This window comes from Kocuria sp. 2SI (genome assembly GCF_005502825.1).
In the GTDB taxonomy this organism is placed as follows: Bacteria; Actinomycetota; Actinomycetes; order Actinomycetales; family Micrococcaceae; genus Kocuria; species Kocuria palustris.
The window spans coordinates 16,589-32,978 of the sequence record NZ_SCNB01000017.1 but is presented as its reverse complement, the minus strand read 5'-3'; the positions used below and the strand labels follow the sequence as shown (position 1 = coordinate 32,978).

The window sequence follows — 16,390 nt, the reverse complement described above, 5'->3', positions numbered from 1 at the left end:
GATCGAGGGGCGGCTCGAGGTGCGTGCGGGACTGAGGCCACCAGGCTACTCGTCGGGTCGGACGCCGCAGCGTCGGGCTGGGACGCAGGCCTCAGCCGCCGGCCGAGGTGTGGTCCTGCACCGAGGCCGTCCCGGCGCTCGGGTGCGCCAAGCCCAGGCTGCCTCGCAGCGCGGCTACGGCGCGCCGCCTGCTCGACTCGGCCAGCAGCGCGTGATCCGCATCGCCCAGGGACATCGCACGGAAGTGCACGCCGCGGCGCTGCAGGGCGCGCACCTCCCGCTGACCTCCGGCCATCTCGAAGCTCTCGCGGTCGCCGTCGCCCAGATGCAGGTCCACCGGGGGCAGCCCCGACGGATCTCGCAGCATCTGCCCCAGCATCTGGACCTGGCCGGTGCGCGCTACGATCCGCAGCTGCCACAGCGGCATGGTGCTGAGCACCACCCGCCGCGCGGTCTTCAGCCGCTGCTTGAGACGAGCGCGCCATGCGTGCGGGTCCCGTCCGAGGCGCTCGCGTCCGCCCAGCAGCCGCTGCACGGCGCCGTCGCGGTAGAAGCGCCAGTAGTAGTCGCCGTCGGGGGTCCAGGCGACGCTGTTGAGCAGGATCGCCAGGTCGAGCTGCCGAGCGGACTTCAGCGCCATCCACGCCCCGGAGCACAGTCCCGCGGCGGCCACGGGTCCGTCCACGCGCGCCCTGAGCCAGCGCACGGCCTCCATGGTGTCCTCCACGGCCTCCTCGGTGTACGGCATCGGCTCGCCCAGGGCTGCCGGGTCCCCGGCCTCGCCGATCCCGCGGCGCTCGGCGCGCAGCACGACCAGCCCCTGCCCGGCCAGCTCCCGGGCGGTGCGCGCCCACAGACCGGTGGGCCCGTCCATGGGCTCGGCATCGGCGGCGATCAGCAGCAGCCCCGCTGCCCGCTCCGACGACGGCCCTCCATCCCGGCCCCACGCTGCACCGGACGGCGGCCGTGAGGCCTGAGCCTCGGGAGCCTGCCCCGGCACAGGCCGCGTCAGCACGCCGGGCAGTCGATGGGGTCCGATCGTCACGAACTCGCTGCGCACGGCGAGCAGGCCGTCCCGGAGCGGGTTGTCCCAGTGCCTGGGCCAGGCCAGCTCCGGAGCGGAGGCCGTCGCCGTCTGCGCATGATGACGCTCACCAGCCGAGGCGTCCGCGGAGGGTCGCCGCGCCGTGCGCTCCTCCGAGCTCGGCACCGCCAGCGAGATGACCCGGTCCAGCACCTCGAGAGGGACCCGAGCATCCCGGGAGCCCACGGCGTACATGCGCTCGGCCCCGACCCTGTCCTGCGCCGCGGCGCGCACGATGCTGACGTCGCCTCGGCCGTGGAGCGCCTGGTCGGAGGGCAGCCGCAGCGCGGCCAGGGAGGCGGCCTGCTCTGCACTCAGGCTCAGCCCCGGCAGCTCGATCCCCTCCGCCGGCGGAAGGCCCGCGGACATCCGTCGCAGCGCCCGGTGCTCGCGCACGAAGCGCCGGCCGTCGACCGGCTCCCACAGGACGGTGCCCTCGGCGGCCTCAGGATGCTGCAGCGCCCCGGCCGCCACCGCGGCGCCCAGGCGCATGCCGATGACCGAGACCGCCGCCCCCGGCGCTGCCACGCGCGCCGCTGCGATCAGCCGCAGCAGGTCCTCGTGCCAAGCGCCGGCCGGATCTGCGGGCAGCCGACCCGTTGATTCACCGACCCCGCTCCACGACGGCCTCAGCACGACTGCTCCCGCCCTCGCCGCCGCTCGGATCGCCAGGACCCGCAGGGTCCGGTAGGAGATGACCTGCTCGCGGCCCACGGGCGGAGCCAGGACGATCGCTGCGCGCACCGGTCCCTCGCTGGGACGGTGCACGTGGACTGCCAGGGCCTCGCCGTACACACCGCCGGGGAGCCAGCGCGCGGTCCCCAGCACCGGATCTCGCGGGGCATCGCAGTGCGAGGACCTGTTCGGCGCGGCACCTCGGTCGGGCTGCCTGTCGGACCCGTCCCGCTGTCTGCCGTGCGCGACGGCCCAGGGCGCTGCGCCGCCGTCCGTCGATCGCGATATCTCGGTCATCGCCGCTCCCCCTGTCGCCGTGACTGCTGTCCCCGTGGCTGCGCTCAGCCGGCGCGCTCCTCCGGCCGTCGCCGCGCAGCACCCGAGCCGGGGATCCTTTCGGCGCTGAGCGCGTCCCCACGCGCTCCCCGGGCCCGGCCGGTCTCACTCCCAGCGTAGGGGGCCGGTGCGAGGCAAGCCGAGGCGCGGACGTCATATGCCGACCCGTTCACGAGGCTGCGTTCGAGCGCTGCCGCCGCCGATCGGCGCCATGGCGGGCGCGCGGCGGCTTCACCCCTTGTCAGGCGGCCCGCGAGCCGGTCGAGCTGTTGGTACATTGACCGCAGGAGCGAGCCGTGGGCACCAGAACCGGAGGCTCCTGCACGGGGGATAAGAACGGGCTGCTCAGCTGCCGGCGTGGGGATGCCGACAGCGGGACGGAGTCCGCAGCCGGGATGCGCTCTGCATCCGGGCCGCGGTTCGGCGCAGCCCCTCATCAGAAGGGCTCGAGGCGCACATGACCTCTGCACACGGCCACGACGTCGGCAATGACGCCGCACTCGTCCTGGACGCACCCGCCGCACAGGACGGCCGGGACCCCAGGACCGAGGAGGACTTCGCGCCCAGGGCGCCCAGCAGGCGAGGGTCCGCGGTCGACTGGTTGATCATCCACCAGTTCGACGCCGCGCGCGCCTCCCCCGGCGGCATCGACACCGTGATCCGCGGGATCCTGCGTCATCTCGATCCCTCCGTCTCCGTGGCGGTCGTGGGCGTGGACACCACTCCGGGCGGCGATCCGCAGCGCGTCGGCCGGTGGGAGACGCATTCGTACGGGGGGCGCACCTTCCGCTTCATGCCGGTCGTGAGCCTGGATCCGGCCGATCAGTCGCGGCGCATCCCCCACACGGCCAGGCTCGTGGCAGGCGTGGTGCGGCATCGGGGCTCGCTGCCCCCGGCTCGCCGCCTGCAGTGCCACCGCATGGACACGGCTCTGACCCTCTCCGCGCTGCTTCGGGTCCCACTGGCCTATGTGATCCACACCCAGGTGGCCGGATCGACCGGCAGGTCCTCCGACTCCTTCTGGCGCTTCGCCGGACAGATCCACCCGCGGCTGGAGAACGCCGTGATCCGCCGCGCCGCCGACGTCCGCGTCTTCAGCCCCGCCCGCCTGGAGGCGGTCCAGCGGGTCAATCCGATCGCCCGTGCCGCTACCACGTGGTGGGAGCCCGAGCTGCTCGAGCGCGCCGCCGCGGAAGCCCCCGTCCGCGATTCGCACCGGATCGTGTGGATCGGACGCGTCGAGAAGCTCAAGTCCCCGGACTTCGCCGTCGAGGCCTTCGTCGAGCTGCTGCGCGAGGATCCCGGGACCCCGTGGTCCCTCCACTTCTACGGGCCGGGCACCGAGCTCGATGCCCTCACCCGGCAGATCGAGGCGCTGCCCCGGGAGATCGGGCAGCGGATCACGATCCACGGACCCGTTGCTCCGCAGGAGATCGCCCGCGTCCAGGCCTCCTCGGGGGTCTTCCTGATGACCACCTTCACCGGGTACGAGGGCTTCCCCACGGTGATCGTCGAATCGCTGGCCGCAGGCATGCCGGTCGTGTCCACCGAGGGAGCAGATCCCGCCGGGCTGGTGCAGGACGGGCGCACCGGGTTCACCTCCCCGCGCGATCCGCGCGAGTTCGCCGAGCGGATCCGACGCAGCGTCGGACTGGACCGCGACGAGCTGCGCAGCGCGGTCGCGCATCTGTCGGCTCCGGCCGCCGTCGGGCGGCTCATGCAGGCAGCGGAGGCCCGGGACAGGGCCTTCTCGCCTCGCTTCGAGGCGCTGGACGGCCGCCTCCTGCTGGATGGCATGGAGTTCATGATCGGCTCGGACGCCCAGGTCGACGACGAGCTGGACCGCCTGGCGCACACAGGCCGCCCCGAGCTGGTGGTGACGGCCAACGTCGATCACGTCCTGTCGCTGCGCACATCCTCGGCGCTGCTGGCCGCCTATCGCGGGGCCTCGCTGCGCCTGGTCGACGGCATGCCCCTCGTGGGCCTGGCGCGGGTGCTGGGCCTGGCGCAGGCCGAGCGCCACACCGGAGCGGACCTGCTGCCGCACACCGCCGCCGTGGCCGCCGAGCGCGGCTGGCGCATCGTGGTCACCGGGGGCGCCGACGACGTCGCGGCCGAGGCCGTGGCCCGGCTGAAGTCGGCGCATCCGGGGGCCGACCTGCACCACGTCCCGTTCCCATACATGCCAAGGGTCGATGACCCCCTCTCCCAGGAGGTCATCGACCGGCTGAAGAGGCTGGATCCGTCGCTGGTCTACCTCTGCCTGGGCTCGCCCAAGCAGGAGGCGTGGTTCGAGCACTGGCGCCGAGAGCTGCCCGCGGCCGTCTACGTGGGCGCCGGGGCGGCCGTGGACTTCGCGGCCGGAGCGCGCAGGCGCGCCCCGCGCGCGCTGCAGATGATCGGCGGCGAGTGGACCTGGCGACTGGTGCAGGAGCCGCGGCGCATGGCCGGGCGCTACCTGGGGCGCGGTCCGCGCTTCCTGGGCGTCATCGCCCGCTCCGTGCTCAGGGACCGGCTGCGCGTGGGCCGCTGAAGCGACCGTGCCCGGCGCCTCCCGACAGGACGGGAGGCGCCGCGGCTCGCGGGGAGGCTCAGCGCCCCATCGCCGGGTCGTAGTCGACCATCTCGTCCGTGGTCTCCTGGCGCCGCTTGAGCAGTCGCATGCCGCCGGGCACCCTCGCGATGCGCGCCTTGACCCCCACCCGCTTCTGCGCCGGCATCAGCTCGGCGGCCAGCAGCAGCTTCTGCTTGGCCTCCTCGATCCGTCCGGCACGCAGGGCCTCATTGGACTGCCGGATGATCCGCTGCGGGGACCCGACGGACAGTCGGTGCTCCACGAACGCGATCTCCCCCGGCGTCATCTCCTCCCGGAACCCCTCGAGCAGCAGCTGCAGGGCCCGGTCCTCCCCGCGGCCCATGTCCTCGACGTCGGAGCTCATGGATCCCGGCGACCACCACAGCAGCAGCAGGACCTCCTCGAGGCGGTGGAACCGCCAGCCGGAGAAGACTGCCCGCAGCCACAGCTCCCAGTCCTCGACATAGCTCTGGGTCTCGTCGAAGAGCCCTACCTCGTCGAAGAACTCCCGTGGGAACAGGCTGGCCAGGCTGCCGATGTTGTACTGCAGCATCACCTCGCGCTGGCGCTTGGGCTCGGGCAGGGGCTCCCGGTGCAGGGGCCGCGTCGTGTCGAGCGGTCCGCGCGTGATCTCGACGCCCTGCAGCGAGACCAGCACCCGGCCGCCTCCCAGCCGCTCGCGCTCGGCCACCATCCGGGAGATCGCCGCAGGCATGAAGGCGTCGTCGGCGTCCAGGAACGTGACGAACTCGCCGCTGGCCATGCGCAGCGCGCGGTTGCGGGCGCCGGCCACGCCGGTGTTCTCCTGGCTCTGCACGATGACGCGCCGGCCGGGCAGCGCCATGCGCTCGTACACCCGGGCGAGCTCGGCGGTGGCGTCCTGGGAGCCGTCGTCGATCACGATGATCTCGAGGTTCTGCCAGGTCTGGCGCATCAGCGAGGTCAGCGCCTCGCCGATGAAGCGCTGAGCGTTGTAGGCGCCCATGATCACCGTCACGAGCGGGACGCCGCCCTCTTCGGGCACGGCGGCGAGGTGTCTGCCTCGGTGGTCGTTCGTGGTCACAGGGGTCTCCCGTCATCGATGCTGCTCGGGCGCCGCCTGCCGGATCGTGCGGCAGCGCCTGCGGCCGCCCATGGCCGCGCTCGGGTCGCGGCGCCTTCCCCACGGCGCTCGCGCGACCCGCCACGAGCCTGGCACCGCCGGCCCGGAATCGGAACTCCGGCATGTTTCACTTCATGAGTTCCCGAAGCGATGTCCCCACATGCGTGGGGCGTCATCGGGGCGAACGAGTGGCCGGAGCCGAGGTCGGCGCCCCATGTGTCCGCACAACTGTGCCGGGCCCGAGGCTGCGAGCCCGTCCGATGAGGCTCGGGCCTGCAGACCAGGCGGTATCGTCTGAGCCCGATGCGCCGGGGACGCTTCTGGGGTCCCTTCCGCCTGGCAGCCGACCGTGGTCTCGGATCCGGCTGGCGGCGGCCAGACGGCGGGGCCGTCGCGGGGCGCAGGATCCATGCATCGCCCGGGGTGGGGACCCCGGCGCAGCTTCGAGGGGAGAACCGTCGTGACCCTGGCACGCTATCTGAAGGCGCTGCGGCGCTGGTGGCCGATCGTGGTGCTGTGCGCACTCGTGGGACTCGGACTGGGCTACGGCTCGGCCCTGCTCATGCCCAAGTCGTACGAGGCGCAGACCACGATCTTCGTGAACGTCTCAGAGTCCGCCACGGTCCAGGACCTGCAGATGGGCGAGCAGTTCGCCCAGTCCCGCGCCGCCTCCTACGCCGCGATCGGCACCTCCTCCGAGGTCCTCCGCCCGGTCTCGGACGAGGTCGGCGACGATGTCGAGGACGCCGTGACCGTGACCAACGCGCCGAACACGGCCACGCTCAGCGTCACCGCCGAGGACCCGGACCCGCAGCGCGCGGCCGAGATCGCCCAGGGCGTCTCGGAGAGCCTCGTCGAGCGGGCCGCGGACCTCGAGGGCTCGTCGGCCCCGGATGAGTCCCCGGTGCAGCTGTCGATCATGGACGAGGCGGAGGTGCCGCGGGCCCCCGCCTCGCCCTCGCCGTCGATGAACAGCCTCGTGGGCGTCGTGGTCGGCCTGGTGGTCGGGCTGCTGATCGTCCTGGCCCGCGCCGGCTCCCAGGCCGGCAGGCGCGCACCGTGAGCCGCCGCCCCACCACCTCCCGGGGCGCCCGCGTGCTCGTCGTGTGCCCCACCGAGTACGGGGGGCAGATCGAGCACGCCGCGGACACCGCCATGGCCCTGGCCGCGGATCCCCGCACGCAGCGCGTGGTCCTGCTCTCCCGCAAGGGCGCCGACGCCTACCTGGGCCGGCCCCGGGTCGAGGGGCTGCGGATCGTGGAGTCGATCCCCCCGCGGCGCACCGGCTCAGGGATCCTGCGCCGCGGGATCCAGGTCCTGGATCTGGTGCGCGAGCACCTGCAGATCCGCCGCCTGGCCGCACAGGCCGGCCCCGGAGCGGTCGTGGCGCTGGACTCCTCGAAGTACCCGTTCCCGTCCGTGCTCACCCCCGGCAGGGACCAGACCTCGGTGCTGTTCCTGCACAACGTCCGCCCGCATCACGACGACGCCGGCGCCTCGCTGCGCCTGCGGCTGCTGCGCCGCCTCGAGCTGGGTGCGGCCACAGGCTGCGACCGCGTGATCGTGCACGGCCGGGACCAGCGCAGCACCGCGCAGCAGAACCTGGGCGAGACCCGCGGCGACCTCATCGCCGTGCCCCTGCCCACCAGCACCCGGATCGACGAGGCGGCCACCGCCGAGTCGGTGCCCGTGCCCCTGCACGACGACGGTCCTGCCGCCTCCGCCCGCCTCGAGCTGCCCGAGCAGCCCTACGCGCTGGTGCTGGGCGAGCTTCGTGCCAACAAGGGCGTCGAGCTCGCGATCGACGCCGCCGGGCAGGCGGGCGTGCCGCTGCTCGTGGCCGGTCGCACCGAGAGCCCCGAGCTCGCCGCGACCCTGCGTGAGCGCGCCGAGCGCGCGGGCACCGTCCGGCTCGAGGACCGCTTCCTGGAGCGCGGCGAGTTCCAGAGGGCGCTGGAGGGCGCGGCCGTCGTCGTGCTGCCCTACACGCACTTCGACGCCCAGTCCGGGATCCTCGCCAAGGCCATCGCGGCCGGACTGCCCGTCGTGGCCTCCGACCTCACCTCGCTGCGCGAGCAGAACGGCGCGCACGCCCCCGCCCGCTTCGCGGACATCCACGACCGCGATGCGTTCGCCGCAGCGCTGCGGCAGGGCTTCGACGACGCCGTCGCCGCCGGGCCGCGCACCGGTGCCGACCCCTCGTCCCGCGCGGACTGGGAGCCCACGGTCGAGGCCGTGCTCGGGGCAGTCCCCCGCGGCTGAGCAGGACGCATCCGATCGGGGTCCTCGCATGAGCATCCCCAGGACCAGGAAGGAGCAGGCAGCATGACGGAGATCAGCACGCTGCGCCCGGCTCGGCACACCGCCCTGCCCAATGGCCGTCTCCCCGAGACCGGGACGCGCCTGGACCGTGCCCTGTCCGGGTTGCTCATCGTGCTCTCGGCCTTCCCGTACGCGGGGTTCGCGGTGGGCGGCGACACGAACATCCCCGTGTCATCGGTGCTCGCGGGCATCCTGGTGCTGCGCGCCATCCGCTACCTGCCGCTGTTCGCGATCGCCGTGGTGCTGGCGGCGGTGCCGTTCTTCTCGGCCTTCATCCGCCTGTTCCTCACCTCGGATCCGCTGCAGCTGATCCCCACCATCACGTGGGTCGCTGCGACCCTGGCCCTTCCGGGAGCCGCGGCCGCCGTCCTCTTCCTGCGCCGCCGTGCGATCGCCTGGCTGTCCTGGACCCTGATCGGCTCCGCCGGCTACGCCGTGGTGCAGAAGCTCGTGTTCATCGACCGGCTCGACACCATCCCCTTCATGTGGCTCTACACCCTGCCGGGCTACGCCAACATGTCGGACTTCGCCGACACCTTCCTGCTGTACGTCAGGCGCCCCTTCGGGTTCTTCCCGGAGACGTCGTTCATGGTCGGGTCCGTGACGCTGATGGCCATGGTGCTCATCGTGCTGCTGCGCCACTACGGGATGACCCCGTCCTGGCTCGAGTGGTCCGCGGTCGGACTGGCCGTGTGGGCGGCGGCCATCTCCGGCTCCGGCTCGGCGGTCGTCGTCGTGGCGGCCGTGGCCATGGCCATCATCCTGCCGGTGGCCATCCGCCAGGCCTGGCTGTTCCTGCTGGGCGTCCCGGCCGCCGCGCTCGGCGCCGCCGTGGTGGCCTCCAGCGTGCTCCAGGAGCGCTCCGAGAGCTTCAACTGGTCCTGGGCGGACCGAGGCAGCTCGGTGCAGGCCGTGGTGAAGCGGCTGATGGAGGACCCGATCGCCTTCTGGGGCGGACTGGGCCGCGGAAATGTGAACCAGGAGTTCGTCTCCGGGCGCATGCCCCTGGAGACCTTCCAGCACTACAACCCGATCCCGGACGTGTACTCCGTGCTCGGTCGCATCATCGCCGAGAACGGGATGCTGGTCGGCGGGCTCACGGTGGCCTGCATGGGCCTGCTCATCCTGCGCTCCGGCGGGCGCGTGCCGCCGCTGATCGGCGTGCTGCACGTCCTCACGTGGGTCGTGGTCGCCGGGGCCACCATCAGCTACGACAACGCCTTCTGGCTGTGGGGAGGGGCGGGCGCGGCCCTGGGCCTCGAGCTGACCCGGCGCTGGCCGGAGGAGCCCGTCCCGGACGGACGCCGCATCCGCTCCACGGCCGAGATCGAGGACGACTTCGATCGTCGTCAGGACCTGCTCGACGCACCGGCCGGTGCCGTCGCGGCGCATCCCCGCGGCGGCGGCTCGAGCGCTGCCGCTGCGCGCAGCGACGACGGCGCCGGTGCCGCTCCGTGGGACCGCTGACCCTCTGACCCGCTGAGTCGGCTGCGGGGGCCGCTCGGCCTGCTGCACCTCCGCCCCGGCATCATCCCTTCACCTCACGAGGACAGGACGAGAATGCGCATTCTGCATGTCATCAACGACGCCGAGACCGGCGGCGCCCAGACCCTCGTCGAGGCTCTGGCACGCCACCGGGACCCGAGCGACGAGGCGCACATCCTGGTGCTGCTCGGCCGCGGCGGGCTCAGCGACCGGCTGGAGGAGGCGGCCAGCTCGGTCGAGCACGTGGGCATGTCCCGGAAGGACCTCGTCCCGGCGCGGGCCGCAGCGCATCTGCTGCGCATGGTCCGCAGGCTGGAGATCGACGTGGTGCACTCGCACCTGCAGCAGTCCGACCTGCTCAGCGCGCTGACCCCGCACGGCCGCCCGCGCGTGTCCACGCAGCATTCGAGCCAGGACGGGTCGTCCTCCGCCGTCGCCCGCTTCGCGTGGCAGGCCGCCGCCAAGACGTCCTTCCGCATGGATGCGGTCGTGGCCTGCGCGCCGTCGGCGCGCAGGGTCGCCACCGAGTTCGGCTACACGTTCCCGGCCGAGAAGATGCCGGTGATCGTCAACGGGACCGCGACGGCGCCCGCCCCCTCCCCCGATCCCGGGGGCCAGCGGCTGCTGCATCTGGGGCGCTTCGCCCCGGCGAAGGACCATCGCACCCTGCTCGAGGCCATGGCGATGGTCCACGAGAGGCTCCCCGGCGCCACGCTGCGCTGCGCCGGCAACGGGGTGGACGAGGACAACGACGAGCTCACCTCCTGGCGCCGGGAGCTCGGGCTGGAAGGCAGCGTCGAGCTGTGCGGCACGATCTCGGACGTGCGCTCCGAGCTGCGGGCGGCCGACGCCCTGGTCTTCTCGAGCTCGACCGAGGCCCTGCCGATGGCGGGGATCGAAGCGCTGAGCGAGGGGCTTCCGGTCGTGACCACGGACGCCGGCGATGCCGGGCTGCTGGCCGTCGACGAGCACCTGCTCTGCCCGCCGCGCGATCCCCGCGCGCTGGCCGAGCGCCTCCTGTGGCTGCTCGAGCGCTCCCCGCAGCAGCGCGAGCAGCTGCGCCGCGAGGCGTGGCAGCTGTGCGGCGAGCGCTTCGGGATCGAGCGCACCGTCGCCCGCTACCGGAGCATCTACCGAGATCTGATCGGGGTCGCCTGATCCGAGCCCTCATCGAGTGAGGCGCCCTCGGCCCGGGACGGATCCTCGTCCCGGGCCGCCTGCTCGGCGGCCTCGGCCACGATCTGCCCGTCGGCGCGCACGGTGCGCATCATGCGCACGGCCATCAGCGCCAGACCGGCCCCGACCACGAGGATCGTGGGCCAGCTCGGCAGCAGCCGCGCGACCAGCACGGCGAACGCGACGTAGGCGAGCGCTCCCGCGAGCATGACGGCCCAGCGCTTGAGGTCCTGGCCCTGGATCCGGTAGGGCAGGTCCCGGTTCGCGCCCATCACCTGCGCCGCGCTGAGCAGCAGCGACGGGGCCACGGTGCCGAGGATGACCCACTCGATGTCCCCGGTGCTGGTCGCCAGCCACACGGCGGGCAGCGTCAGCACCAGGATCGCCAGGTTGATCAGCGAGGCCCGAAGCGCCGAGCCGCGAAGGGTCATCACCATGCTCGCCGGCTGGTTGATCGCCTCGGCGATCAGGCCAATCGTCAGCGTGGCCAGGCCCATGGCGGCGAAGGCGAAGTCCTCGCCCATCCACGCCGTCATCAGCTCCGTGGGGATGCTCAGCAGCGCCGCACCCATGAGCATGCCGATGCCCAGGGTGAGCGTCTGGCAGCTCTTGAGCACGCGCGAGGCCTGCTCCCCCTCGGCCACGCGCAGCGGATAGCCGTAGGGCATCGTGATCCAGCTGACGATCAGGCGGCAGCTCTGGTAGACGCGCATGAGGGCGCCGAACGCCGTGGCCGCCGCCAGGCCCAGAGTCGGCCCGACCAGGAACAGCGGCAGCTGGTAGACGCCCAGCAGGGCCAGCGAGCCGATGGACATGACGGAGGACAGCCGCAGCAGCGGGGCCCCGTGATCGACCCACAGGCGACGATCGAGCACCGGAGCCCGGAAGCGCCGCCACACCGCCCACAGGCACACGAAGGGCGGCAGCATGAGCGAGAAGCACTCGACCATCACGATCCCGATCAGCCCGCTGCCCGTGAGCAGGACGGCCCCGTAGCCCAGGGCCCGCAGGATGATCGACACGACGGCGGCCTTGCGCTCGATGTCCGGGCGGTTGAGGCCCCACAGCACCGAGTTCAGGCCGCGGCCGACCATGGAGACGAACAGCGTGCAGCCGGCCAGCACGGTCATGGGCATCACCGCGTGCTGGTCCTGGTCCGGGACATCGACGGCTGCCAGGTACAGCGGGAAGGCCAGCAGGTACACGATGGTCAGCCCCGCGCCGAGCAGCACGAAGACCAGGATCGCCGCCGTCACGAAGCGCCGTCGCTCGTACGAGGCGCCCGGGCCCTCGGCGATCCCGGTCAGGGTGCGCACGATCCCGGAGCCCAGCCCGAAGTCGGTCATGGTCAGCATCTGGATCGCGCCGATCGCCAGGACCCACAGGCCGTAGGACGGCGCACCGACGATGGACACGGCCAGCGGGTAGAGCAGCAGCAGCCCGAAGATCGAGGTGAAGCCGGAGAGGTAGTTCCACAGGATGTTCTGCCCGAGACGCTCCGATCCTGTGTCGGCCGAGGTGTCGGCCTCGGGCTCCTGGCCTCCGCGGACCTCGTCCGCGGCCGTCTCGGCGGGCAGCGGCGCGGACGCGGTGCGCTCCCGGCGCCGATGACGGCGCAGGGGCCCGGAGGCGGGGCCTTCGAGGCGGTGCTTGGCCATGCGGACGGTCCTCCTGGACGGGTGCGGACCTCGAGGTCCTCATGAGCGAGGGGAGAAGGGACCCCTGCGCGACGTGCAGCTGCTGCGCCACGGCGGAGATCGCACGTGGTCAGGACGTGGTCTCGGCATCCCCCGATGCCGTCGGCGCGGCGCGATCCCCATCGCGGCCGTCCGATACGAGCATGTCCCGGAGCATCGTACGCACCTCCGCCCGCCCGGACGCTGCAAGCAGGGCGTGGTCCAGTGGGGGGACATCGTGCACCCGAACAGTGCGTCCGAGCCGTCGCGCGATGCGCACGCCCCAGTCGCCGCGGGCCTCGCGGAACTCGGCCAGGTCCTCGGCGCCCAGGATGAGATCGATCTCACGCGCTCCACCGGGCAGGACGAGCATGCTCGAGACCGCGTCGCTGATCCCGAGCAGGGCCAGCAGGTGCCGGGCCGGGGCGGGGGCGTGCGTCTCGACGGCGCCGCGCAGTCCGCGCAGCCGACGACGCAGCACGTCGCGCACGCCCGCGGACCACGTCGGCCGCTGCTGCGCTCCCCCTGCCTCCCGTGCGAGGGACTCCGTGAAGCCGCGCGGGGCGTTCTCCCAGGTGTCCCGCTCGGCGTAGAGCAGGTCGTAGTAGCCGGTCCCGGGTCGCCAGGCCACGTTGTTGACCGCGATCACCCGCCGCGTCACGGTCCGCTTCGCGCTGCGCAGCGCCAGCCAGGAGCCGACGCACAGCCCGACCGCCGTCACGGGCAGGCCCGTGCGCCGCGTCAGCCAGGCGGCATCCGATCCGACGGCGCGCAGCGTCGCAGGGTCATAGGGCGAGGGGATGGTGTCCAGGCTCGCGTCGGAGAGGATCCCGCAGCCCGGGCGCTCGGCCCGCAGCACGGTCATGCCCTCTCCCGCCAGGTCCCGCGCCGCACTGGTCCACAGGCCCGTGGGGCCGTCCGAGGGCTCGGAGGCCGCCGCGATCAGCTGCACGGCCGTCTCGGGCTGACGGCGCCGCCCGCCTCCCGTCGGCCGATCCTCCGCAGCGCTGAGCACTGCCGGTCGGCCGTCGGCCACGCGCACGAAGGTCTCGATCACCCGTTGCGACGCTCCGGACGAGTCCGGCACTGTCAGCGCGGCGCTCGCCCTGGGCTCCATGTCCACGGCCCGCTGCGCCTCAGTGCTCAGCGGAGGCTCCAGCGGATCCGCAGCCGTCAGGAGCTCGACGATCTCGTGGACGGCCGTCCGCGGGACTCGCGCGAACTCCGAGCCCACGCCCCACAGCATCTCGGCGGCCTCCCGATCCTCCTCCTCGCGGATGCTCCACCGATCCGAGGGCAGCGGGCCGCGCCGAGGGTCAGGCAGGGTCCGCAGGCACTCGGCCTGCTCGCGGCTCCACAGCATTCCGCTCACCTCGGCGCCCTCGTCCGCCGTCGGCCTGGGCACGCTGACCCGACGCAGAGCCTGGTCGCGACGCAGCTGCGCCCGACCGCCCTGCGGCTCCCACAGCACGACTCGCTCCAGCTCCGGAAGCGGCCGGGCGTCGGGGCCGTCACCGGCTGCGGCGCCCTCTTGTGCCGGCTCGTCAGCCGCAGTGCAGGCGTCCAGCAGCACGGCCGCCCCCAGGCGCAGGCCCACGGCGTGCACGGCAAGCCCCGGCGCCCGCCGCCGCAGCTCGTTCACGGATGCGCGCACATCAGCGCGCCAGGCCGAGCGGACGTCGTCTCCGGGCAGGTCGTGGGAGTCGCCCGAGCCGCGCAGGCCCAGCCGCAGCACCAGGCAGCCCTCTCCCGCCAGCTCCCGGCTCAGCACGGCGATCGCGGCCGTGGACACGACGCGCTCGCGTCCCAGCGGTCCCACGACCAGCACGGCCGCGCGCGCCCTGCCGTTCACGGGGCTCTCCAGGACGCCCGCCGCCGCCGGAGCCTCCACCACGCGGCCTCGCGCCTCCTCGCCGTGCACCATCCGGTCGTCGCCGACGGGGATCCACGTCTGCTCGATCCTCGTGCTCGCACCACGGCGCTCGGCACCGGCCGGGCTGTCCGGCCTGGCAGATCCCTGCGCCGGGCTCACGAGACCCGCGCCCCTCCCGCGGGTGCTCCGGCATCCGGCGCCGGAAGGGCGCTGCGAAGGGAGGCGACCAGCAGCCGATGGGACTCGCTGGTGAGCAGCGAGTGGTCCATGTGCTCCAGACGCCGCTCACTGAGGGGCAGCCCGCGCTGGGCGAGCTCGCGCACCGCGCGGTCGGCGCGGGTCTGCTCCCAGCGCTCGATGTCGTCACGGCCGTTGACGACGTGCACTGGCTGACGGGCCGCCATGGGCTCCAGCACGGACTCCGGGCCGATCACGCGGCGGGAGCGGTTCAGGCGCAGCCACAGCGGGTAGGGCATCTCCCACCGCATCCATCGCACGATCTCCGGACGGATCTCGGACTTCAGCCCCCGGAGGTCTCGCTCGCGCAGGCGTCGAGCCGCGATCCTGACCAGTGCCGAGACCGGGGAGGCCTTCGCCGCTGCGCCATCGGCCGGCCCCTCCGACGGGACGTCGCCGGCCGCCGTGTCGGCGACGTCGGGCAGCGCGGAGTCGTCGGCGATGCCCAGGTAGGCGCTGCGGGCCTTCGCGCGCTCCACCGCGGGGAGGTCGGCGTCGTAGACCAGGCGCAGGCCCTCCCACCAGGAGAGGTCCATCTTCCACTCGGCATGCCCGATCAGCGTGGTCGAGTCGGAGAGCACGGGACGGCCGTGCAGCTCGCCCAGGCAGGCCGCCCAGGCCGAGGCGCAGTGCAGCCCCGCGTGGACCTCAGCGCAGCCGTGGTCGCGAAGCCACTGGACCATGTCCTGCAGCCCCACCGCCGAGCGCAGCGTGTAGGAGTTGCTGGCCTGCAGCTCATCCACCGGAGTGGAGTCCGCCACGGTCGGACGGTCGCAGCGCAGCACCACGAAGCCGCCGGCAGCCAGCTCGCGGGCGGCATAGGGCCACTCCCCGCCGCCTGCTCGTCCGTCCGGGCCTCCCCCGGAGACGATCAGGCCCGGCCCCCGCCAGCACAGCGCATCGGCCCTCGGGTCCTCGCCTGCGGCCTCGTCCCGGGACTGCAGGGAGCCCTCGGCCCAGGTCACGATGCCCACCCGCGGCTCAGGGCCGACATCGACCAGGCGCTCGTGGAGTCGGACGCCGTGCTCGTCGTCCCAGCTGATCTCGCGCACCGGGGCCGAGACGAGCCCGCCCTGGACGGGCTGGTGCTCCGGCAGGGCATCCATGACCAGGTCGAGGACGTCGTCGTGCAGATGGGTGTCGAACGGCTCGACGGCGTACATGGCCTTCGCCCGTCGGCGGTCCTTCTCCTTCACGATCGCTGCGTTCTCGGGGCTCGGGGCGGGCAGCCCGCTGAGGCTCTCGGCCTGGGCACGGGTCAGGGTCAGGCTCAGAAGATCAGCCTCGCCGTCGCGCTGCGGCGTGGAGGAGGCCAGCGCCGCGCGCATGCGGGTCCACTGCCGCACGAAGGCGCTGCCGCCCACGGGCTCCCAGGCCACCACGGTGCCGAGCTCCCCGGACATGCTGGCCAGCAGTGCCGCCCCGATCCGGTAGCCGATCGCGTGCACCGGGACCTGCGGCAGGCCGCGGGACTCGCGGACGTGGGAGATCACGGTGCGGACGTCGTCCTGCCAGCGTCCGACGAGATCGGGGTCCCCGTAGAGCGGCTGCGAATCCGAGGTGCCGCGCCAGAAGAAGCGGACGGCCGTGTAGCCGCGCCGCGCCAACAGCACGGCCAGCCGCCGTACCGCCAGCAGGGACAGCACCTGCTCGCGTCCGACAGGCTGGCCGAGCACCACGATGCCGCGGCTCGTCCCGTCCTCGGGCGCGTGGATCCACGCCAGCACGGCCTCTCGGCCGGTTCCCGCCCATGTGGGCTGTCCTTCGAGCATCTCTCCCCCAAACGATTCGACCGGGCCCGGCCACGGCGATCCCTCGCCCCACCCGACCCGCTCCCCCATTCCGGCCC

Annotated in this window: 10 protein-coding genes; 5 read left to right on the top strand and 5 right to left on the bottom strand. The window is 73.3% G+C overall.

The window, feature by feature from the left end; all coding sequences use genetic code 11:
* Positions 1 to 91: 91 nt before the first annotated feature.
* Entirely contained in the window at positions 92 to 1,828 is a 1,737-nt protein-coding gene (locus tag FFS25_RS10030; RefSeq protein WP_137802808.1) for a hypothetical protein, read from the bottom strand.
* Positions 1,829 to 2,552: 724 nt separating this feature from the next.
* Between FFS25_RS10030 and FFS25_RS10025 the strand changes: the two genes are divergently transcribed.
* A complete protein-coding gene (locus FFS25_RS10025) occupies positions 2,553 to 4,628 on the top strand; it encodes a WecB/TagA/CpsF family glycosyltransferase (protein WP_137802807.1) in 2,076 nt (691 codons plus the stop codon).
* Between the two features lie 58 nt (positions 4,629 to 4,686).
* Here the strand turns inward: FFS25_RS10025 and FFS25_RS10020 are convergent, their stop codons facing one another.
* Positions 4,687 to 5,733, bottom strand: a complete 1,047-nt coding sequence (locus FFS25_RS10020) for a glycosyltransferase family 2 protein (RefSeq protein WP_137802806.1) — start codon at positions 5,731 to 5,733, stop codon at positions 4,687 to 4,689.
* Between the two features lie 499 nt (positions 5,734 to 6,232).
* Here FFS25_RS10020 and FFS25_RS10015 point away from each other — a divergent pair, with 499 nt between their 5' ends.
* The 4 genes from FFS25_RS10015 to FFS25_RS10000 all read left to right on the top strand — a co-directional run bounded on the left by FFS25_RS10015 (position 6,233) and on the right by FFS25_RS10000 (position 10,737).
* Complete coding sequence (locus FFS25_RS10015; RefSeq protein ID WP_171004166.1) at positions 6,233 to 6,835, top strand: YveK family protein; 603 nt, start codon at positions 6,233 to 6,235, stop codon at positions 6,833 to 6,835.
* Positions 6,832 to 8,034 carry a glycosyltransferase gene (locus FFS25_RS10010; RefSeq protein ID WP_006214217.1) on the top strand — a complete coding sequence of 401 codons (1,203 nt, stop codon included), beginning with the start codon at positions 6,832 to 6,834 and terminating at the stop codon, positions 8,032 to 8,034. The genes FFS25_RS10015 and FFS25_RS10010 overlap by 4 nt, the downstream gene beginning before the upstream one ends.
* Before the next feature lie 63 nt (positions 8,035 to 8,097).
* Positions 8,098 to 9,561 carry a hypothetical protein gene (locus FFS25_RS10005; protein ID WP_137802804.1) on the top strand — a complete coding sequence of 488 codons (1,464 nt, stop codon included), beginning with the start codon at positions 8,098 to 8,100 and terminating at the stop codon, positions 9,559 to 9,561.
* A gap of 93 nt (positions 9,562 to 9,654) precedes the next feature.
* The gene (locus FFS25_RS10000) at positions 9,655 to 10,737 is read left to right on the top strand and encodes a glycosyltransferase (protein WP_137802803.1); all 1,083 of its coding nucleotides are present in this window, start codon (positions 9,655 to 9,657) and stop codon (positions 10,735 to 10,737) included.
* Here the strand turns inward: FFS25_RS10000 and FFS25_RS09995 are convergent.
* The 3 genes from FFS25_RS09995 to FFS25_RS09985 form a co-directional block, all read right to left on the bottom strand.
* The gene (locus FFS25_RS09995) at positions 10,710 to 12,413 is read right to left on the bottom strand and encodes a lipopolysaccharide biosynthesis protein (RefSeq protein WP_137802802.1); all 1,704 of its coding nucleotides are present in this window, start codon (positions 12,411 to 12,413) and stop codon (positions 10,710 to 10,712) included. The genes FFS25_RS10000 and FFS25_RS09995 overlap by 28 nt on opposite strands.
* Positions 12,414 to 12,522: 109 nt before the next feature.
* Positions 12,523 to 14,463: an alpha/beta hydrolase family protein gene (locus FFS25_RS09990; RefSeq protein ID WP_137802801.1), complete on the bottom strand. Its 1,941-nt coding sequence runs from the start codon at positions 14,461 to 14,463 to the stop codon at positions 12,523 to 12,525.
* Positions 14,460 to 16,313, bottom strand: coding sequence for an alpha/beta hydrolase family protein (locus tag FFS25_RS09985; protein ID WP_137802800.1), 1,854 nt, complete (start codon positions 16,311 to 16,313; stop codon positions 14,460 to 14,462). The genes FFS25_RS09990 and FFS25_RS09985 overlap by 4 nt, the downstream gene beginning before the upstream one ends.
* Positions 16,314 to 16,390: the final 77 nt, after the last annotated feature.